The organism is Microvirga aerilata (assembly GCF_016743775.1).
Classification (GTDB): domain Bacteria; phylum Pseudomonadota; class Alphaproteobacteria; order Rhizobiales; family Beijerinckiaceae; genus Microvirga; species Microvirga aerilata.
Window position 1 is genome coordinate 104660 of sequence record NZ_JAEQMY010000012.1, and the last position, 20062, is coordinate 124721.

The 20062-nt window shown below is 63.6% G+C and carries 21 protein-coding genes and 1 tRNA gene; 7 read left to right on the forward strand and 15 right to left on the reverse strand.

Annotated features, from left to right (window positions below; translation table 11 throughout):
• Positions 1–14 precede the first annotated feature (14 nt).
• Both JKG68_RS10880 and JKG68_RS10885 read right to left on the reverse strand, forming a co-directional pair.
• The gene (locus tag JKG68_RS10880) at positions 15–1517 is read right to left on the reverse strand and encodes a tripartite tricarboxylate transporter permease (protein ID WP_202059178.1); all 1503 of its coding nucleotides are present in this window, start codon (positions 1515–1517) and stop codon (positions 15–17) included.
• Positions 1517–2185 carry a tripartite tricarboxylate transporter TctB family protein gene (locus JKG68_RS10885; protein WP_202059180.1) on the reverse strand — a complete coding sequence of 223 codons (669 nt, stop codon included), beginning with the start codon at positions 2183–2185 and terminating at the stop codon, positions 1517–1519. Before JKG68_RS10885 ends, JKG68_RS10880 begins: the two co-directional genes overlap by 1 nt.
• A gap of 455 nt (positions 2186–2640) precedes the next feature.
• On the opposite strand from JKG68_RS10885, the gene JKG68_RS10890 reads away from it, so the two are divergent.
• The 3 genes from JKG68_RS10890 to JKG68_RS10900 all read left to right on the forward strand — a co-directional run bounded on the left by JKG68_RS10890 (position 2641) and on the right by JKG68_RS10900 (position 4419).
• A complete protein-coding gene (locus tag JKG68_RS10890) occupies positions 2641–3312 on the forward strand; it encodes a TerC family protein (protein WP_202059182.1) in 672 nt (223 codons plus the stop codon).
• A gap of 85 nt (positions 3313–3397) precedes the next feature.
• Positions 3398–4099 (forward strand): AzlC family ABC transporter permease, encoded by a 702-nt coding sequence (locus tag JKG68_RS10895; RefSeq protein ID WP_202059266.1) that lies wholly within the window; start codon positions 3398–3400, stop codon positions 4097–4099.
• On the forward strand, positions 4096–4419 hold the full coding sequence (locus tag JKG68_RS10900) for a branched-chain amino acid transport AzlD family protein (protein WP_202059184.1): 324 nt from the start codon (positions 4096–4098) through the stop codon (positions 4417–4419). Before JKG68_RS10895 ends, JKG68_RS10900 begins: the two co-directional genes overlap by 4 nt.
• Here JKG68_RS10900 and JKG68_RS10905 read toward each other — a convergent pair.
• The 6 genes from JKG68_RS10905 to JKG68_RS10930 all read right to left on the reverse strand — a co-directional run bounded on the left by JKG68_RS10905 (position 4384) and on the right by JKG68_RS10930 (position 8928).
• The gene (locus JKG68_RS10905) at positions 4384–4866 is read right to left on the reverse strand and encodes an arsenate-mycothiol transferase ArsC (protein ID WP_210346289.1); all 483 of its coding nucleotides are present in this window, start codon (positions 4864–4866) and stop codon (positions 4384–4386) included. The genes JKG68_RS10900 and JKG68_RS10905 overlap by 36 nt on opposite strands.
• Before the next feature lie 3 nt (positions 4867–4869).
• Positions 4870–5355, reverse strand: coding sequence for a UPF0262 family protein (locus JKG68_RS10910; protein WP_202059186.1), 486 nt, complete (start codon positions 5353–5355; stop codon positions 4870–4872).
• A gap of 151 nt (positions 5356–5506) precedes the next feature.
• Complete coding sequence (gene hisD, locus JKG68_RS10915) at positions 5507–6799, reverse strand: histidinol dehydrogenase (protein ID WP_202059188.1); 1293 nt, start codon at positions 6797–6799, stop codon at positions 5507–5509.
• Positions 6799–7239 carry a DUF2948 family protein gene (locus JKG68_RS10920; RefSeq protein WP_202059190.1) on the reverse strand — a complete coding sequence of 147 codons (441 nt, stop codon included), beginning with the start codon at positions 7237–7239 and terminating at the stop codon, positions 6799–6801. The genes hisD and JKG68_RS10920 overlap by 1 nt, the downstream gene beginning before the upstream one ends.
• A 171-nt stretch (positions 7240–7410) precedes the next feature.
• Positions 7411–8700 (reverse strand): UDP-N-acetylglucosamine 1-carboxyvinyltransferase, encoded by a 1290-nt coding sequence (gene murA, locus JKG68_RS10925; protein ID WP_202059192.1) that lies wholly within the window; start codon positions 8698–8700, stop codon positions 7411–7413.
• A 60-nt stretch (positions 8701–8760) separates the two neighbouring features.
• Positions 8761–8928 carry a hypothetical protein gene (locus JKG68_RS10930; RefSeq protein ID WP_202059194.1) on the reverse strand — a complete coding sequence of 56 codons (168 nt, stop codon included), beginning with the start codon at positions 8926–8928 and terminating at the stop codon, positions 8761–8763.
• Positions 8929–9085: 157 nt separating this feature from the next.
• On the opposite strand from JKG68_RS10930, the gene hemA reads away from it, so the two are divergent.
• Positions 9086–10312, forward strand: coding sequence for a 5-aminolevulinate synthase (hemA, locus tag JKG68_RS10935; RefSeq protein WP_202059270.1), 1227 nt, complete (start codon positions 9086–9088; stop codon positions 10310–10312).
• Between the two features lie 64 nt (positions 10313–10376).
• Positions 10377–10451: transfer RNA gene (locus JKG68_RS10940), tRNA-Thr, on the forward strand.
• Between the two features lie 216 nt (positions 10452–10667).
• Here JKG68_RS10940 and JKG68_RS10945 read toward each other — a convergent pair.
• The gene (locus JKG68_RS10945; protein WP_202059196.1) at positions 10668–11432 is read right to left on the reverse strand and encodes a LuxR C-terminal-related transcriptional regulator; all 765 of its coding nucleotides are present in this window, start codon (positions 11430–11432) and stop codon (positions 10668–10670) included.
• A gap of 430 nt (positions 11433–11862) precedes the next feature.
• On the opposite strand from JKG68_RS10945, the gene JKG68_RS10950 reads away from it, so the two are divergent.
• Together JKG68_RS10950 and JKG68_RS10955 are read left to right on the forward strand one after the other, a co-directional pair.
• Complete coding sequence (locus JKG68_RS10950; protein ID WP_202059198.1) at positions 11863–12138, forward strand: hypothetical protein; 276 nt, start codon at positions 11863–11865, stop codon at positions 12136–12138.
• Positions 12139–12494: 356 nt separating this feature from the next.
• Positions 12495–14177 (forward strand): M10 family metallopeptidase, encoded by a 1683-nt coding sequence (locus JKG68_RS10955; RefSeq protein ID WP_202059200.1) that lies wholly within the window; start codon positions 12495–12497, stop codon positions 14175–14177.
• Between the two features lie 311 nt (positions 14178–14488).
• Here JKG68_RS10955 and JKG68_RS10960 read toward each other — a convergent pair whose 3' ends face one another.
• The 6 genes from JKG68_RS10960 to JKG68_RS10985 form a co-directional block, all read right to left on the reverse strand.
• Positions 14489–15778 carry an NAD(P)/FAD-dependent oxidoreductase gene (locus tag JKG68_RS10960; RefSeq protein WP_202059202.1) on the reverse strand — a complete coding sequence of 430 codons (1290 nt, stop codon included), beginning with the start codon at positions 15776–15778 and terminating at the stop codon, positions 14489–14491.
• A 9-nt stretch (positions 15779–15787) separates the two neighbouring features.
• On the reverse strand, positions 15788–16285 hold the full coding sequence (gene msrC / locus JKG68_RS10965) for a free L-methionine (R)-S-oxide reductase MsrC (protein ID WP_202059204.1): 498 nt from the start codon (positions 16283–16285) through the stop codon (positions 15788–15790).
• Between the two features lie 43 nt (positions 16286–16328).
• Entirely contained in the window at positions 16329–18140 is a 1812-nt protein-coding gene (locus tag JKG68_RS10970; protein ID WP_202059272.1) for an ABC transporter ATP-binding protein, read from the reverse strand.
• 296 nt (positions 18141–18436) lie between these two features.
• A complete protein-coding gene (locus JKG68_RS10975; protein WP_202059206.1) occupies positions 18437–18979 on the reverse strand; it encodes an MOSC domain-containing protein in 543 nt (180 codons plus the stop codon).
• A 41-nt stretch (positions 18980–19020) separates the two neighbouring features.
• Entirely contained in the window at positions 19021–19470 is a 450-nt protein-coding gene (locus JKG68_RS10980) for a DUF488 domain-containing protein (protein ID WP_202059208.1), read from the reverse strand.
• An 8-nt stretch (positions 19471–19478) separates the two neighbouring features.
• Positions 19479–20054: a cyclase dehydrase gene (locus tag JKG68_RS10985; protein WP_202059210.1), complete on the reverse strand. Its 576-nt coding sequence runs from the start codon at positions 20052–20054 to the stop codon at positions 19479–19481.
• Positions 20055–20062 lie beyond the last annotated feature (8 nt).

A 20062-nucleotide genomic window follows, 5' to 3' on the forward strand; every position in this document is an offset into this window, starting at 1 on the left:
CCTTCGAAGACAAGCTACTCCGTGAACACCTCGTCCCTCCCCTTTCGTATGGAGGGCAGGAGCGCAATCACAAGCAGGATAGCGGCGACTGCGAGCAGGCCCGCGCTGATTGGGCGTTCGATGAAGGTCTCAAGCGAGCCGCGCGAGATGATCAGCGCGCGCCTCAGGTTCTCCTCCATCAGCTTACCGAGCACGAAGCCAAGCAGCATCGGCGCCGGCTCAAAGCCGAACTTGATCAGCATGTAGCCCACAAACCCGAACAGGCCGATGAACATCACGTCGGTGGGCAGCGAGTTGATGGAGTAAATGCCGATGCAGCAGAACATCAGGATCGCCGGGAACAGAAGCCGGTACGGCACCTTGAGCAGGCGCACCCACATGCCCACCAGCGGCAGGTTGATCACCAGCAGCATCAGGTTGCCCACCCACATGGAGGCGATCATGCCCCAGAACAGGGTCGGGTTCTTGGTCATCACCTGCGGGCCCGGGATGATGCCGTGGATCGTCATGGCGCCCACCATCAGGGCCATCACGGCATTCGGCGGAATGCCCAGCGTCAGCAGCGGAATGAACGAGGTCTGCGCGCCGGCATTGTTGGCGCTCTCGGGGCCTGCCACGCCTTCGATGGCGCCGCGGCCGAAGCGGCTCGGGTCCTTGGCGAGCTTCTTTTCCAGCGTATAGGCCGCGAAAGGCCCGAGCACAGCGCCGTTGCCCGGCAGGATGCCGAGGATCGCGCCAATGAAGGTGCCGCGCAGCACCGGCTTGTAGGACTGCCGGAAGTCTTCCTTGTTCGGCAGCAAGCGGCCGATGGCCTGCCTCACCACGTCCCGGTGCTCGGTATGATCGAGATTGCGCATGATCTCGGCGATGCCGAAGATGCCCATGGCCAGCACCGCAAAGTCGATGCCGTCGGAGAGGATGGGCAGACCGAAGGTCATACGCTCCTCGCCGGTCTCGAGATCCGTGCCCACGGTGGAAAGCAGGATGCCCACCAGGATCATGGCGATGGCCTTGAGGATCGACCCACGTGCCAGCACGACGGCGAAGACGAGGCCCATGACCATGAGGGAGAAATACTCCGTCGGGCCGAAGATGAGCGCAAGGCCGGTCAGCGGCACGCCCAGGGCTGCGATCACGAGGGTTGCCACGGTGCCGGCAAAGAACGAGCCGATGGCCGCAATGCCGAGCGCCACGCCCGCGCGGCCCTGGCGGGCCATCTGGTGGCCGTCGAGCGCGGTCACCACGGAGGTGGCCTCGCCGGGGATGTTGACGAGGATTGCCGTGGTCGAGCCGCCGTATTGCGCGCCGTAATAGATGCCGGCCAGCATGATGAGCGCGCCGGTGGGATCGAGCCCGAAGGTGATCGGCAGCAGCATGGCGATGGTGGCAATCGGGCCGACGCCCGGCAAAACGCCGATCAGAGTGCCGACGAGGCAGCCCAGAAACGCCAGTCCGAGATTGAGCGGGGTCAGGGCGACGCCGAAGCCGAGGCTCAGGTTGGAGAAAAAGTCACCCATCAGATTCTCCCACTGTGATCGGCGACGTCGATCCGGTTCGTGCGGCGGCTGCGGGTTGCGAAGAACAGGATGGCCGCCGCAACGGCCATGATCGCGGCGGTGGCGCGCAGCACCGCCTTTTGCGACCAGTCGGCGGGAAACAACCCGGTGAGGGCCTGCGGAAAGATGGGGATCGGCAGGTTCAGGAGATCGCCGAACAGCACCATGCAGAAGGGCGTCAGGCTCAAGGCCAGGATCACGAGATCGCGCAGGCGCGCCTCGGGGGTGGCAAAGCCACCGATGATGATGGCCAGCGGACCCGCCGCCACCATGCCGAGCCCCGGCATGGCGAGCGGCCCGAAGGAGAAGGGTCGGATCGTGACGGCAAAGGCCAGGATCGCCCCGATCACGAAGACCGGGCCGCGCAGGCTCCAGCGCTCGAGCACATCGCCCTGCTTGATGAAGGCAAAGGCGAGCAGGGCCAGACCGGAGAGGCCCACGGCCATGGCGAGCCAGCGCGGCAGCATGGCGGGGCCCATGGCGTTCAGGGTGCCCTGATCGAGATCCCGGGTCAGCCACAACGCCAGGGCCGCAAGAGCTATCAGCAGGATCCCCCCGGCCAAGCTTTGCGGGGCGCGGATCGGCCCTCGGGGGCCCGGGAGACCGGAGCCTTCATGAGAAAGAGACATGGACGACCTCCCGACGGACGCCTTATGCGCCAAGGTTCTTCAACCCGATATGACCTAAGGCGGCAGGCCGGATCAAGCTACTGTTTGTTGGAGGGTAAAGCTTCTCAACAAGACCCATCCCGATGGAGATGGATGCCTGCATCAGTGCAGCAAGGGGAGAAAAAAGGTCTATTAAACTATTGGACACCTGCCCAAAGCGGATGAAGGGTCCCTTGATCCCTCGCCCCGTCTTGTCTAGATGGACCCGGTATAGCCAGGCCGGGCCCCTCTGGTCGCTCCCTTTGAGCGGCGATGTCGGACTGGATGAAAACCAGGACGGCCTGGGTTCGTTCAAAAAGACGGTTTTGCCTGCATCTCGGCCTCTGGCCCGAATGATTTCGGACCATGCTGGTGCCGGATGCGCCCTTTTGAGCGTTTCGCATGCGCTGCTCCCGAACCGACATATGAGGCAACGCATGTTTGAGCTCTCACAATACTTCTCCCCGGAGGTCGTGGCCTTCCTGATGGTCATCGGCATCGACCTGGCGCTGGCCGGCGACAATGCCATCGTCATCGGCCTTGCGGCCGCGGGCCTTCCTAAGGAGCAGCGCAACAGGGCGATCCTGCTCGGCGTTCTCGCTGCAACCGTCCTGCGCATCATTTTCGCTCTTCTCACAACGCAGCTTCTCCAGATCGTAGGCCTCCTGCTCGCAGGCGGCGTTCTCCTTCTCTGGGTGTGCTGGAAGATGTGGCGCGAGCTACGCACGGGCCATGAGGCGGAGCAGCATGCGGCGGAAGAGGCTCTGGAGGGCCGCGACATCAACCAGGACGGCACCGTCGCCGGTGGCGTCCCGCGCAAGACCTTCTCCCAGGCAGCCTGGCAGATCGTCATCGCCGACGTGTCCATGTCCCTCGACAACGTCCTTGCCGTGGCCGGCGCAGCGCGCGAGCATCCCTACATCCTGGCCTTCGGTCTCCTGCTGTCCATCGCTCTCATGGGCCTTGCAGCCTCCTACATCGCCCGCCTGCTGCAGCGCTATCGCTGGATTGCCTATGTGGGCCTGGCCATCATCCTCTACGTGGCGCTCAAGATGATCTACGAGGGCTATGTCGAGGTGGCTCCATACGTCAACGGCGTGACCGGTTAAACTCCACTGCAGGGCCGACCATCGGTCGGCCCTGCCATTTGCCGATTGACGGCGGGGATGCGGGAAGGCACAGAGCGTGACGCTCATGTCCCCCGCTCCCCGCCCTCACTTTTCCCGAGCCGGCCTGCGCCACGGCGTTCGCGCCGCCCTGCCCGCCTTCCCCGGCTTCATCATGTTCGCCATAGCCTTTGGCACGGCAGCGGCCCAGAAGGGGCTGTCGCTCGGCGAAACCCTCGGCCTCTCCGCCTTCGTTTATGCAGGCGCCTCCCAGATGGTCGGCCTTGAGATCTGGCAGCAGGTCTGGTCGCCCACGACGATCCTCACGATCGTCACGGTGACCGCCGTCGTGAACGCGCGCATGATCCTTCTGGGCGCGACCCTTCAGCCCTGGCTCAAGGACGAGCCGCTCGCCCGCACAGCGCTCAACCTCTTTCTCCTCACCGAGGCCGGCTGGCTTATCGGCACCCGCTACCACAACCAGGGCGGGAGGGACGTGGGGGTGCTGCTGGGCTGCGCGCTCATCCTCTGGCTGGTCTGGCTCTTCGCCACGCTCACAGGGTACTTCGCAGGCGCCCTCGTGCCGGAGCCAAGGCGCTTCGGCCTCGATCTCGTGATGCCGATCTTCTTCGGGGTCATGCTTGTTCCCCTTTGGAAGGGCGCAAAATCCGCCCTGCCCTGGTTGGTGGCCGGTGTGGTCTCGCTCATTGTCCATGCCCTCGTGCCCGGTTATGCCTTCATCATTGCAGGGGCTCTGGCCGGGGTCGTGGCCGGAATGCTGATCGAATGACCACCTTCGGGACCTTCATTGCAAGTCCCTGGGGCTCCGTGATGGCCATAGCGGCCATGGCCTTGGTGACGTTCCTCTGTCGCATCGCAGGTGTCGTGGTCATGAGCCGGGTGCGCATCACGCCTCGCTTCGAACGGGGCCTACGCGCTCTGCCCGGCTCCATCATCCTGGCCACCATTCTGCCCGCCGTGATCGACAACGGCTGGCCGGCGCTCGTCGCCCTGGGCGCCGCTGTCGTTGCGATGGCCGTCACGCGGATCGACATTGTCGGCCTCGTGGCAGGCCTAGGCACCCTCGCCATCATCAGGGCTCTTGGGTGAGCCCTGCTTGAGCCGCAGACGAATGCGGTACATCAGGCCATCGCGGATATTGCGGTAGGCGTCGAGCACTTGCTCGCGCGAGCCCTGCGCGATGGTCGGATCCGGTGTCGGCCAGTACTCCACATCGGCCGCAATCGTCCGCGTCAGCTCGAGAGCGGCATGGTGCGCCTCCGGCGAGAGGGAGATGATGAGGTCGAAATTGAGCCCCTCCCACTCCTCCAGCTCCTCCAGGGTGCGCGGCTTGTGCTTGGAGGCGTCGATGCCGATTTCCGACAGGGTCGATGCCATGAAGCCGTCCGTCTCGCCTTTGCGCACGCCTGCCGACTGCACATAGATCGATTTGCCGAAATAGTGGCGCGCGAGGGCCTCTGCCATGGGCGAGCGCACGGCATTCATCGCACAGACGAACAGAACCGAGTGGATCCGTTTCGAGCGGGGCTCCTCCAAGCGTCAGCCCCTCCAGTGCAGGGCGAAGATGAGCGTGAAGAGGCGCCGCGCCGTGTCGAAATCGAGGATCAACTTGCCGTCGAGACGCTTCATCAACAATTCGGCGGCCTCGTTGTGCAACCCCCGGCGCCCCATGTCGATGGCTTCGATCTGTGCGGGCGAGGCGGAGCGGATGGCCTGGTAATAGCTGTCGCAGATCATCTCGTAGTCGCGGATCGCCTTGCGGAACGGCGTCAGCGACAGATGGTGGGAGATGAGATGCGCGCCGTCCTGCGTGTCGACCTGAAAGCAAAGCTTCTTGTCGATGAGCGAAATGCGCAGCGCATAAGGGCCGCCATCATAGTTCGGCAACGCGAAGGTGTTCTCTTCGAGGATGTCGTAGATGGCGATGGCCCGCTCATGCTCCTGATCGGGGTTGCCCCGGCCGATGGAGGCTTCGTCGAGCGTGACGGCCACAAGACGCCTCTGCTCCTTTGCTTCGCTCGCCATCCCGCCTCCGCCTGCTTCAGAGCCTCGGACCTCAAAGTGGGATCCACTTTTGGGTTGATCCGATGCTCATTCCCTAAGACCCACGCATCGTTTGAGCCGAACCCGGTGTGCCGCGTCGGCGAAAACCGGATCCACTCCTCCGCACGATGCGCTAGAGGTTCAGGCGGATCGCAACCGATCGCGCATGCCCCTCCAGCCCCTCCGATCGCCCAAGGGCGATGGCTGCGGGGCCGAGCGCCCGCAGGGCCTCCGCATCGCATTTCAGGATCGAGCTTCGCTTCATGAAGTCAAGCACGCCGAGGCCCGACGAGAACCGGGCGGAGCGGGCCGTGGGCAGCACGTGGTTCGGGCCGCCCACGTAATCGCCGATGGCCTCGGGCGTATGGCTGCCGAGGAAGATCGAGCCGGCATTGCGGACCCTGCTCGCGAGCTCCTCCGCATCATCCGTCTCGATTTCGAGATGCTCGGGAGCCAGCCGATCCACAAGAGGAATGGCATTCTCCAGGTGATCGATCAGGATGATCGCGCCGTAGTCGCGCCAGCTTGCCCCTGCGATGTCAGCCTTCGGCAAGGTCTTGAGCTGACGCTCGACCGCCTGCTCGACCGAATCGGCAAGAGCAGCGCTGTCCGTGATGAGGATGGATTGCGCCGCGGGATCGTGCTCGGCCTGGGCCAGGAGATCGGCCGCGATCCACTCCGGATTGCCGTGGGCGTCCGCGAGGATGAGCACCTCGGAGGGACCGGCGATCATGTCGATGCCCACCTGACCGAACACCCGCCGCTTGGCGGCCGCCACATAGGCATTGCCAGGCCCCACGATCTTGGCGACCGGCCGGACGGAGGAGGTGCCGTAGGCGAGCGCCGCTATGGCCTGCGCACCGCCGATGCGAAAGACCTCGTCGACACCGGCAAGGCGCGCGGCCGCCAGGACGAGCGGGTTCGTGTCGCCACGCGGGGTCGGGACAACCATGGCGATGCGGGGAACGCCCGCAACCTTTGCGGGCACGGCGTTCATCAGAACGGAAGAAGGGTAGCTGGCTCGGCCGCCGGGAACATAGAGTCCAACGGACTCAATGGCGTTCCAGCGCCATCCAAGGGTGACGCCGAGGGCGTCCGTGGTCATGGAGTCCTGCGGGCGCTGCGTCTGATGGTAGACCTCGATGCGCTCCTTGGCGAAGGCAAGCGCCTCCAGGGCTTCCCTGGGGCACTGGGCTTCCGCGGCATCGATCTCGGCATCGGAGACCCGCAAGGTCTCAGGCTGGAGCGCCAGTCCGTCGAACCGATAGGTATAGTCGATCAGGGCCTCGTCGCCCCGCACGACCACATCCTCGATGATCGCGCGGACCGCCTGGTCCACGTCCTCGGACACCTCGCGCTTGGCGGACAGGAGTTCGGCGAACGCCTGCGGGAAGGACGGCTCCCGCGCATCGAGCCTTTGCGCCATCAGAGGCGCTCCGCCGGCTGCGGCTGGTCCTCGTGGGAGGGACGGCTTTCGGCCGCCCAGACGGGGCCGGTGTCTTTCATCTGCATCTCGACGCACTCCAGATCCACCTGGATGGCCCCACCTTCGGCAAAGATCAAGGTAGCGGTGCCCGAGGGCGCATTCCGCTCCTCGAACGCAATGGCGAGAAGGTTAAGAACGGCATCCTTATTGGTCTGCTCGATGCCCCGCACGCGCACGCTCGTGACATGTTCGAAATGCATGCAGGTCAGGCGGCGCTGGGGCGTGGCCGCCTCCCAGTCATAGCGGCGGACCTGGATGGCGAAGCGCCGCTCCTTGGGCAGATAGGCGATATCGCCGACGCGCAGCAGGGAATCCTGGAGATGTGCGGAGATGACGGCAAGATCTTCAGGGTCGAACGCGACGAGTCTCAGAAGGTCCATGGGCCTACCAACCTGTTGTTGAACTTTGAGGTTTAGGTAGAGAGCCCCCTGCCCGGGCGCAACCTCTCCGCTGAAGTGCGGCTGCCGTCCCGGGGCCGAGGGCCGGAAATTTCCCGGGAAAAGGCCCGAGAAAAGAAAAGGCCGGCTGGAGCGCCGGCCTTTTGGCTTGTTTTAACCTCTGACGCGCTCGATCTGAGCACCACAGCGCATGAGCTTGGCTTCCAGCGCCTCAAATCCGCGATCGAGATGGTAGACCCGGTTGATGGTGGTCTCGCCGTCGGCCACGAGGCCCGCAATCACCAGGGACACGGAGGCACGCAGGTCGGTTGCCATCACCGGGGCCCCCTTGAGCCCGGAAACGCCATCCACATAGGCGCTGTCACCGTCGAGGCGGATCTGGGCGCCAAGGCGGGCAAGTTCCTGCACGTGCATGAAACGGTTCTCGAAAATCGTCTCACGGATGCGCGAGGTGCCGTTGGCGCGGGTCATGAGGGCCATGAACTGGGCCTGCAGATCGGTCGGGAAGCCGGGAAACGGGTCCGTCGTGATATCGACGGGCTGAATGCCATTGCCGTTGCGCCGGATGCGGATGCCGCCATGGGTTGACGATACCTCGGCTCCCGCCTGTCCCAGCACGTCGAGGGCGGCCTGGAGACAGTCCGGCCGGGTGTTGTCGAGCACCAGGTCCCCGCCCGTCATGGCAACCGCCATGGCGTAGGTGCCGGTCTCGATGCGATCCGGCATCACGTCGTGGGAGGCGCCATTCAGGCGGGAGACACCCTCCACCACGATTTCCGAGGTGCCGGCGCCCTGGATCCTGGCGCCCATCTTGATGAGGCATTCGGCGAGATCCACCACTTCCGGCTCGCGGGCGGCGTTGCGGATCACGGTGGTGCCCTGGGCAAGGGTTGCCGCCATCAGGGCCACGTGGGTGCCGCCGACCGTCACCTTGGGGAAGTCGATCTCGGCCCCGATGAGCCCCTTGGGAGCCGTTGCCACCACATAGCCGGCCTCGATCTCGATGGCAGCGCCCAGCTTGGCCAGCGCCATGATGAGCAGGTCCACCGGGCGGGTACCGATGGCGCAGCCGCCCGGCATGGAAACCTTGGCCCGGCCGAAGCGGGCAACCAGGGGGGCGATCACCCAGAAGCTCGCCCGCATCGTCGAGACCAGCTCATAAGGAGCGGTGGTGTCGATGACGTTCTTGGCCGTCAGGCGGATCGTCTGACCCGTCTCGGTGGACTGTCCTGGCCGGCGGCCGGCGATCGAGTGATCGACGCCGAAATTGCTCATGATCCGCAGGAGGGAAGAGATATCGGCGAGCCGCGGCACATTGCCGAGCTCAAGCGTATCCTCCGTCAGCAGGCTGGCGATCATGAGAGGCAGGGCCGCATTCTTGGCGCCTGAAATCGGAATCAACCCGTTGAGAGGCGCGCCGCCCGTAATGCGAATGCGATCCATCAAAGTCCCCTTGCAATATCTATCTGAGCCATGCGCTATGCGCGCCTTCGGCCCTCCAGGCTAGTCGGACGGCTTGTCGCGCTCTGCCGAAACGCTCAAGCTCCCGCTTTCGGTTCCCGACATCCTCACGGCCTGCCGTCCACGGGCCTGAGCCTTGCGGCGCTTCAGATTCTCTTTCAAGGCCGCCTTGAGCCGGTCGGCCTTTTGTTGCGATTTCACGTCAGTCATGGTTCAAGCGACCCGTCGTCGCCTTTACCCAATAGAGGCTTCGCAGGCGGCCCTCAACCGTAATGTCGCAGTTCCGAGACTTTGACCCGGATCAATGCCATCTGGCATAATAAGACCTTAGTATCCCTGGGCATTGCAGTGCCCACCCGGTGAGATGATGGATTATCAGAACTTCTTCACGTCAGCCCTCGAGCATCTCCAAGCGGAGCGGCGCTACCGCGTCTTTGCCGACATCGAGCGCTTGGCCGGCCGTTATCCCCAGGCGATCTGGCATTCCCCGGAAGGTCAGCGGCCCATCACCGTCTGGTGCTCCAACGATTATCTCGGCATGGGCCAGAACCGTGACGTGACCCGCGCCATGGTCGAAGCGGCTTGGCGGCTGGGCACCGGGGCCGGCGGCACCCGCAACATTTCCGGCAACAGCAACCCCATCGTTGCCCTGGAGGCGGAACTCGCGGATCTCCACGGCAAAGAGGCCGCTCTGGTCTTCACGTCGGGGTACGTGTCCAACCAGACCGGCATCGCGACGCTCGCCCGGCTGATCCCGAACTGCCTGATCCTCTCGGATGCGCTGAACCACAACTCCATGATCGAGGGCGTGCGCCAGTCCGGCTGCGACAAGGCGATCTTCCGCCACAACGATCTCGAACACCTGGAGGAGCTGCTCCAGGCGGCCGGCGACCGGCCCAAGCTCATCGTGTTCGAGAGCATCTATTCCATGGACGGCGACATCTCCCCCATCCATGCCGTCTGCGACCTGGCCGAGCGCTACGGCGCCATGACCTATATCGACGAGGTCCATGCGGTAGGCATGTACGGCCCCCGCGGCGCCGGGATCGCGGAGCGCGAAGGCGCCATGCACCGGATCGACGTGATCGAGGGCACGCTCGGCAAAGCCTTCGGGGTGATGGGCGGCTATCTCACGGGCACCAAGGTGGTGATGGATGCCATCCGCAGCTTCGCGCCCGGCTTCATCTTCACCACGGCCCTCCCCCCAGCCGTCGCCGCCGCCGCCACGGCCTCGATCCGGCATCTGAAGGGATCGTCCACCGAGCGCCAGCAGCAGCAGCGCCAAGTTGCCCGCACCAAGGCGGTCCTGGCCGGCGCCGGCCTGCCGGTGCTCGATACGGTCACGCATATCGTGCCGGTGATGGTGGGTGATGCGGAGGCTTGCAAGGCGGCCTCCGACCGCCTGCTGGAGAAGCACGGCATATATATCCAGCCGATCAACTACCCCACTGTGCCCCGCGGCACGGAGCGCCTGCGCATCACGCCCGGCCCCTTCCACTCCAACGCCCATATCGACGCCCTGGCCGCAGCTCTCGTGGAGGTCTGGACGGCGCTCAGGCTCCCCCTGGAGCCGAAAGTGCAGGCGGCCGAATAAAGATCATTTTCAAGCTTGCACGGAGGGCTGCACTGTGGCAGTAAGCGGCCCTCCCCGTTGGCGCGCTGCCGTAGCTCAGTGGTAGAGCACTCCCTTGGTAAGGGAGAGGTCGAGAGTTCGATCCTCTCTGGCAGCACCAGCCGACCGCGCCAGAAGCCGATGCCTTGTTGCAAGACAAGGGTTCGATGCTGCCAAGCGGGTCTCAGAGACGTTACGCACAGGATCGTATCGGCCGCTGGTTGCCGTTTTCGCGTCAGGCGGCGAGAGATCGCGCGTCCCTGTGGAAGGGATCCGACCGGCGGTCATGGTCCGGATCGCAGACGATCCGGACGTCTTGCCGTTTCTCCGCCCTTGATCAAGCTTTCGCGGAAATTCCCATCCCCGGCGGCAGGTGGCCTGTTGCCCACATGGCAGCCTGGGTGCGATTGGCGGCGCCGATCTTGCGCAGGATCGCTTTGACGTGAACCTTGATCGTCGCCTCGGTGATGTCCAGCTTGCGCGCAATGACCTTGTTAGGGTCGCCGCCCATGAGGGATTGCAGGATCACGGTCTCACGAGGCGACAGTTTATGAACTCTCGGATCAGGAGGCGTCTGGTTGGTCGGCATGCTCGCGTGAGCCGCCTCAGCGGGCATGGAGGCCTGTTGGAGCATCGAGCGCAGCAGGACACCTGGCACAATCCTCTCGCCCAACATGATGAGTTCAAGGGATTTGATCAGGACATCGCGTCCGCTTCCGGCCATGCAGAAGCCATCCACTCCAGCCGAAACGCCCGCCTGTACGAAGCTGAGGTCGAAATGATCGGCGATCATGGCGATGCGAGCCGAGGAGTTTTTGCCTTTGATCTCTCTGGCAATCTCAATCGTCCGGCCCGAGGCCTCGCTCGCGTCGATAAGGTACAGCTTGGGTGTCGGGTCAGAGCTGCCGATCAAGGACAAAGCTTCTTGAAAGTTTATATCAGAAACGGAAAAGCAAGATCCTGATAGGATATATTGGAGCCCCACGCGCAGCAGCGAGTTTTCACAAAGCAACAGAGTTGCGATGGTCTGACTTTGAGCATTTGCTGCTCTACCCGCCTGCACATTAGAACTGGCGATATGACCAACTTCATCTCTAAACATTGCCCGCTCCCCTGAGACAAACCCTACGCAATATGACGATTGTTTCTATGAAGGAGGAAAGAACAGACATGATCAAGTGATACATCACCTGGTCTAATCAATAAGGGGTAGATTCTAGCCCATAAGGGCGGGCTGAAATAAAGCTTTCCTTAAGGATAGCGAGGGTCGTGGGACCAATTCGGGGGGAGAGTACAGCGGATCATGCGTTTCCCAGACGGGATCTACAGCATGGGAGGGCGCCAGCTTCGACTCACCTGGCAACATGTCATGCATGGTGTGCTCAAGCCAGCCTCCCCATGACCAAAGGCGCAGTTGTCTTTCGCGATACTGTCTTGCAATAATTGTGACGCAGGTATCCGTCTCCATCAGGATGAAGGGATCCTGACAAGACAGACCGGAGAAAACTTCCGGCGCGAAGGGGGATAGTGCAATGAAGAACTCGGCTGTAGCGCCTGAGATCGCAGATCCATATGCCACGCTCGAGACAATCCTGAAAATCATCGGCAGATCCTGGCTCACGGAAGAGTGGCGCCTCGAAGATATTCGGATCCTGGCGCAAGCAGCCATCGTCAAGCGGCAAGAACAATGTAAGACCAAAGAGAGCGTCACGCAGCCCGCCTCAATTCAAGCTCAGGCCAAGCATCAGCGGCGGGCTTACCCGCAAGCACTCGGCGGCCGGAACGAGAGCATGCCATCTTCGCCCTGAAGGGCATAGGCAGGGAGTAGGAATAAACGGAGCCGGCCCCTTGCTGCGTCACGTTGTCCGAACGGACTTGCCAACAAACGATACGCTTTTAGTCCTGTGTTCATTCCTTTAGGATAGCTTCAATCAAATAATTTTTGCGCGAGAAGAGCTCAACAATAAGCTTTCGCGCCTGGGGCAGATATCCGATGAAACATCATAAGCTATTGTAGCGCGACTCCGTGCTTGAGCCGGTAGCGACCATCAGCTTGTCCGCAGCAGGAATGCTTCGCGGCTGAAGCCATGATTGCGCCAGGTTTCTGAAAACGCGCCGTTTTCCGGCGCAACCCAATCATTTCTTGTTGCGATTGAAACGACCGATGCCTGCTGTCCAAACATACAGCTTTGCAGGAAACGCCTATATTGACGCTGTGCTGGGGAATTTCAGGTGGGAGCCGAGCGACCTGACCTACAGCTTTCCCACAGCTTCCAGTGCTTATGAGGCCTCCTATGGAGACGGCGAAGCCGCAAAGGGTTTCGGCGCCTTCAACGCAGCGCAGCAGGCGGTGACGCGCTCTACCCTTAACCTGTTCTCAGCGGCCAGCAACCTGACCTTCCGTGAAATCGGCGGATCGAGCACGCCGTCTGCCGACCTGCGGTTCGCGCAGTCGGACGCGCCCAGCACGGCGTGGGCTTACTTTCCGACGACGGATGCAACCGGCGGAGATGTTTGGGTCAATAATTCCAGCAGGAACTATGCAAGCCCAGCAAAGGGCAACTACGCCTATCTGACCATCGTGCACGAGATCGGGCATGCCCTCGGGCTCGAGCATGCGCACGAGGGCACCGTGATGCCGGCGAATCGCGACAGCATCGAATACACGGTGATGAGCTATCGCTCCTATGCGGGAGCCTCGACCGAGACCGGGTACATGAACGAGACCTGGGGCTATGCCCAGTCGCTCATGATGTACGATATCGCCGCTCTCCAGCACATCTATGGGGCGAACTACGCGACCAATGGCGGTGCAACGCACTATGCCTGGAGCCCCAGCACGGGCGAGATGTCGGTCGACGGCATAGGCCAAGGAGCTGCCGGAGGAAACCGGATCCTCCTGACCGTGTGGGATGGCGGCGGCACCGATACCTACGACTTCTCCGGCTATGCGACTGCCTTGAATGTTGACCTTCAGCCTGGCGCATGGACGACCACATCGCAGGAGCAGCGCGCCAAACTCCATTGGAACAGCTCGAAGCTCGCCGTCGGCAATATCGCCAATGCGCTCCTGCACCAGGGCGACACGCGCTCCCTGATCGAGAACGCCCATGGCGGCTCGGGCGACGACACCATCAAGGGCAACGTTGCCCAGAATACCCTGCGAGGCAATGCGGGCAGCGACAAGCTCTATGGCCTGAGCAACGACGATGTGCTCATCGGCGGAACCGGGCAGGACATGCTGAGCGGCGGCACAGGCAAGGACCTGGCAAGTTACTCGACAGCGAAGGCGGGCGTGCGGGCCGATCTCCAGTCGCCGAAAGCCAATCAGGGCGATGCCTCCGGGGATTCCTATTCAAGTATCGAGGGGCTCCTTGGCAGCTCCTACAACGACAGCCTGTACGGAAACAGCGCCGCCAATCAGATCAAGGGCGGGGCAAGGAACGATACGCTTTACGGCCGGAGCGGCAGCGACGTGCTGGATGGCGGCACGGGAGGCGACAAGCTCTACGGGCAGAGCGGAAAGGATATTCTTTTCGGCGGCAGCGGCGCGGACGTTTTCATCTTCCAGGCGTTGAGCGACTCGCGCGGTTCTTCCATCGATACGATCAAGGACTTCCGTCGAGGGACGGATCACATCGATCTGAGGGGGATCGACGCCAACACCAAGATCGCCGGCGACCAAGCCTTCAGCTTCCTCGGGCAAGCCGGGTTCCACGGCAAGGCCGGGGAGCTTCGCTTCGTCGATGGAGTGGTGTCAGGCGACGTGAACGGCGACAGGTCCGCCGACTTCAAGATCGCGGTCGCAGGGCTCTCGGCGCTTTCCAAAGGCGATTTCTATCTCTGATTCGATGCGGCCCCCGATATTGGGTCGGGCTGGTACAGCCCCACCCGACCGTCGAGCACCGGAGCCCTGGGTCGGAACGATCCACAGCCGACACAAAACCTTTATTAACCCTCTAGACAGAAAATAAGCTTAAGCATTATTCGTCTCACCAACTCTTCCGGATCCTGAAGAAGCATGGTGGACGCAATGGGGAAACGTCACCCCGGCAATGATGCACTGGCCCATCTCATGAACCTGATCGGGCTGGGGTTCGGCTTGGCCTTTCTGTGGATCGCAACCTCAGCCATCAGGCTTTGAGCGGGCGCCCAGCCCTATCGGGAGCGCAGTTCCCTGGCCGTGTCGGCCAGCCGGTAACCCCAATAAGTGAGCTGGGCAGCGGCACGCCCCAGGAGGCCGCCATTCCATGCAAGGCCGAAAGGCGCGAAGAGGCGATAGCGGTCGCTCTCGCCGGCGATCCCTTCCGCGATGATCGTGCCGCCGATGGCTGTGGTGTTCATGCCGTGACCGCCGAAGGCCGTGCAGTACCAGACGCCCGGCCTCGATTGCCCGATCTGCGGCATCAGGTGCCGGGCATAGGACATGAGCCCCGACCAGGCGACATCGACCTTCAGATCGGCCAGTTGCGGATAGGTGGTCACCATCTCGCGCCGGAGCAGGGCTGCGATATCGCGCGGATCGGTTGTGCGCGTGGTGATGCGTCCACCCCAGAGGATGCGGCTTCCGTCGTCGACCACGCGGTAGTAGTCCCCGGCGCGGCGGTCGTCCAAAATAGCGGCCTGGGTCCGAATGGCGCTGCGCACCAGATCCGGCGCATGCTTCGTGAGCAGGACATAGGTGGCGATCGGCAGGAACGCCTTTCCCAGTTCGGGAAGCACGCTGCCCGTGTATCCTCCCGTTGCGAACAGGACATGCTCAGCCGCGATCTCGGCCTCGGCCGTGCGCAGGACCTTTCGCGCGCCCTCCAGATCGGCGGACACGACGGCCGAGCTCTCGTGGATCGCAGCGCCCTGCCGCACCGCCTCGCGCGCCAGGGCGCGTCCGTAGTTCAGGGGATGGAAATGGAAGGCGCCTTCGTCGAGCACCGCCTCATGGTATTTGGGCGACGCGAACAGGCCTCTCACCTCCTCCCGCGGCAGATAGCGCAAATCCAATCCGAACTCGCGGCGCTGGCGCTCGCTGGCAGCCTGCAAGGCACCACGTGAATTGTAGCGCAGCGCCTTTGCGATGCCTGGAACCGGACGCGCCTCATGGATGCCGAGACTCGCGATATGCCGCCGTACGATCTCCACGCCTTCCATGGAGAGGCGGAAGAGCTCCTTGGCTCCTTCTGCGCCCACCCGCCGTTCGATGGAGGACAACCCTGTGGCATAGCCGGCGGAAACGAAGCCACCGTTGCGGCCCGACGCGCCCCAGGCCACGCGCTGGGCCTCAAGCAGAACAACCGACCGGCCGCTGCGGGCGAGCTTCTCGGCCGCCGTGAGACCGGCAAGGCCGCCGCCGACGATGCACATATCCGCCTCGATGCGGCCGGCCGCAGGGGGATAGGTGTCCGATGTGGCGGCGGTCCGGCTGTAGTAGGTGTCGATATAGGCGGACGGCATGCTCGATAACTAAAGCGAGATCTCGGAAGCCTGGAGATAGATCTGCACGAACCTCTCGCAGCCCTCGCGATCCTCCTCGTCGAACCGGTTCGGGCTGGGGCTGTCGAGGTCGAGAACGCCCAGAACCCGCCCGTCCTTGATCAGGGGCACGACGAGCTCGGACCGGGAGGCGCTGTCGCAGGCGATATGCCCCGGGAACGCGTGAACGTCCGGCACCAGGATCGACTCCTTGCGCTCGACGGCCGTGCCGCAGACGCCGCGTCCCACCGCGATGCGAACGCAGGCGGTCTTGCCCTGGAAGGGGCCGAGAACGAGGCCCTCGCCGCGCATGAAGTAGAAGCCGGCCCAGTTCAGATCCGGCAGGAACTGGTAGATCAGGGCCGACATGTTGGCGGCATTCGCAATCATGTCCGGCTCGCCCTCCAGAAGTCCGGAGAGCTGCTGGGCGAGCGAGGCGTAGAAGTCCCGCTTGTTGTCGGAGATGGGGATGTCTTTGACTTCGAACATGGGATTCTCCTTATGAGCCTTGGGGTACCTTGTCCAGACGCGCCTACTCTGCCGCCATATCGGCCCGGTGACCCTTGGCGAGATCCAGCCCCTGGTGATCGCACAGGCGACGGTAGAGGCCGCCCTTGCGGTAGAGGCTGTGGTGATCCCCCTCCTCGACGATCCGGCCTCTCTCGAACACGAGAATGCGGTCGAGCGCCCGCACCGTCGAGAGGCGGTGGGCGATCACGATGGAGGTGCGCCCCACCATGAGCCGCTCCATCGCCTGCTGGATCAGCACCTCGGACTCGGAATCGAGCGCGGAGGTCGCCTCGTCGAGGATCAGGATAGGCGCATCGGCCAGGAAGGCCCGGGCAATCGCAACCCGCTGGCGCTCGCCGCCGGAGAGCTTGACGCCGCGCTCGCCCACGAGGGTCGAGTAGCCCTTGGGCAGGCTCATGATGAAGTCATGCGCATTGGCCAGTCGCGCCGCCCGCTCGATCTCCGCCATGGAGGCGCCCGGGCGCGCATAGGCGATGTTCTCCGCAAGCGTGCGGTGGAACAGGATCGGCTCCTGCTGCACGATGGCGATCTGCGCGCGCAGGGACGCCTGCCGGGCGCTGGCAATGCTCTGGCCATCGATGCGGATCTCGCCGCCGGTCACGTCGTAAAGGCGCTGGATCAGCTTGACGAGGGTCGTCTTGCCCGATCCGGAAGGGCCCACGAGGCCCACCCGCTCGCCGGCATGAACCGTCAGGGACAGGTCCTGGTACAGCGGCGTGTCATGTCCGGCATAATGGAAGGTAACGCGGTCGAAGGTGACCTCGCCCCTTTCGATCAGGATCGGCTTTGCACCCGCACGATCGGGCACGCCCACCGTCTCCTGGTGGATCGCGATCAGCTCCTCCATGTCGTTAACGGAGCGGCGCAGGTTGTTGATGTGCATGCCCACATCGCGCAGGTAGCCGTGGATCACGAAATAGGTGGTGAGCACGTAGGCCAAGTCCCCCGGCGTGGCGCGGTTGTCCCACCACAGCCAGATGGCCGTGCCGATGATGGCCGCGCGAATCCCGAGCAGCGCGATGAACTGCACCGTGCCGCTGTTGGTACCCCGCTGCCAGAGGCGGCTCGTGCGCTTCTGCCACTTGGTCAGCACCCAGGTCAGGCGCTCGTCTTCCCGCGCCTCCGCCCCGAAAGCCTTCACGACCGGATTGCAGCTCAAGGCGTCGGCCAAGGTGCCGCCGACCCGCGTGTCCCAGGCATTCGCCAGGCGGGCGGCGGGCGCCACATAGCGGGTGGAGAGCAGCGCCGTCATCACGATGTAGCCGAGTGCGCTCAAGCCGATGACGACGCCCATTACCGGCCAGCGCAAGCCCAGCACGATCATCGAGCCGGCCAGCACCGTGAGCGAGGGCAGCAGCGCCAGCAGGAGCGTGTCGTGCATGAGGTCGAGCGCCCACATGCCGCGCGTGATCTTGCGCACGGTGGAGCCGGCGAAGGAGTTGGCATGCCAGTCCGTGGAGAAGCGCTGGACGCGGGCGAAAGCATCCTGCGCCACGCGCCCCATGACGCGCAGCGTCAGCTCCACGATGCCGTAAAAGGCCAGATGCCGCATGACGATCATGAGCAGGCCAAGCCCCGTCATGAAGGCGAACGCCATGAGCGCCGCCCGCAAGGCAGCCTCGCGATCATTGCCGCCCATGGCGATGGCATCGACGAGTTGCCCCGCGAAGACAGGCATGAACACATCGGCCAGGGTGGAGATCATCATGGTGGCGACGATCAGCACCACGTAGCGCGGTTCTTCGCGCCAGTGGCGGAAGGTGAATCTCAAAACATCGCGGGTCGCATCCCCGCTCTTCTTCTGCTGGTTCATGGCATCGAACAGGCCGTGCTCAGGGCACACGCCTCTCCTGGGAATTAAAGGAGCGACAGCAGGAACGGCGGCAAAAGCGTCCGGGGTCGCTCGAAGATCATGATGATGGAAGCTAGATAGGGGGCGCCGGGCCTCAGAGCCCCGCCGGGTCCAGTTTATGGCTGGACGCGGGAGGAACGTGCGGCAAGCAGATAAAAGCCATGCAGTCCTCCCTCTCTAGAAAATATACCTAACCGACAGGTAATGCAGTTCAGTTAACTTGGCAATCGCAGTTTTGTTTCATGTCGATTTGAATTTTAGACAACCTCGAGATGCCGGTGGGGCGCAGGCGGCAATTCCACCCGGATGGGATCTCCGGGTTTCACCTCGCCGCCTTCCAGCACGACGCCCATTACACCGGACTTGCGGATGAGATTGCCCTGCTCGTCCTTATCCAGCACTGCCTTCATGAGCCCTTTCTGAAACCGGTCAATCTGGACGCACGGATTGCGCAGGCCCGTCACCTCGACAACAGCGCTCTCGCCGATAAGAAGACGCGCGCCTGTCGGGAGCCCGAGCAGATCGATGCCGCGCGTGGCAACGTTCTCGCCCATGTCGCCGGGCGCAACGGTAAAGCCCTTGCCCTTCAGCTCATCGAACAGTTCCGTATGGATCAGGTGAACCTGCCGCAGGTTCGGCTGGCTCGGATCCTTAGCCACCCGCGACCGGTGCTTCACGGTCGTGCCCAGATGCGCATCGCCTTCGACACCCAGACCTGCAAGAAGGCGGATGGAAGCCAGATTGGGCTTGCTGAAGCTGTGAGTCGGGCTGCAACTCACCGCCGTGACGACTGCGCTCATGGATCCCTCAACAGTTCCTGTGACCTCGGTTCCTTGTAGCGTTACAGAACCGTCAGATCCACCGTTTCGAACCCTCGCTCGGCAAGGCGCTGCGCCAGGACGCGGCGATGACAGTTCTCGGGATCACGCTCGAAGCACAGGAGGCAGATCGGCTGGGCCTGGGCCAATGCCTCAAGTTCCCGGAAGGCTTCCTGGGCTGGTTCCGTTGCCAAAACCTCGTCGCAGTAGATCCGGCGCATGAGTTCGCCATCGCCGGCGCGCGCAGCCTGCCGCCCTTCCTTCGGGGTGCCGAGCTTGATGAAATGCTGGTAGCCGATGTCTTGAGTGGCCAAGGCATCGCGCAAGGCTGACTTCGAGAACCCCCGTTTGCGCGAGAGCGCGACGGCGCGCACGTCGGCCAGCGTCGCCACGCCTGCATCCTTCAAGGTGGTGAGGAAGCGGTCCACATCCGCTCCCTCATAGCCGATCGTGAAAACCTGCGGCTTTGCCATGCAGGAGCTTACATGGACGGCATTGGGTTCTGCGGCGCCTGCGGCTGCGTATAGGGCCGCATGGCCTCGGGCGCGCGGAAGTCCCGCGGGACCTCGAAATCGCTGGCGGCACCCCGTGACTGCTCCACCCCGCGGGGGAAGCCGCTGCGGTCGGAATAATCCTGGGCAGGCGGCAGCGGATGCGGGCTCTCACGGCTGAGCGTCTGGGCGCAGTAGACGTCGAGCGCCGTCACGCCGGCGACCGCCGCCATGGCGATGCCCACATTGCCCTTCTTCGGGTTGTTGCCCTCGAGCGCGGTCGCCAGGGTTGCGAGATCGAGGCCGTCGCCGGCCACGCGCCCCCAGATCCAGGGGGTCGGATCCTTCGAGGCCAGAATGCCCACGCCTGTTGCGATCTCGCGCAGGCCGTAGCCGACGATCAGCCCCTCCTGCCCTTTCATGCCGAGCGTGCGCGCAAGGGCTCGGGGAGCCACCACCTCGGCGATGCCGAGAGCGATGGAGAATAGGCCGAGCCCGCGGGCTAGGGTATCGGTGGCCGTGTCGGCGTGACCGCGACGGCGCGTTCTGTCTGTTTCGTAGCGCATGATCTCAC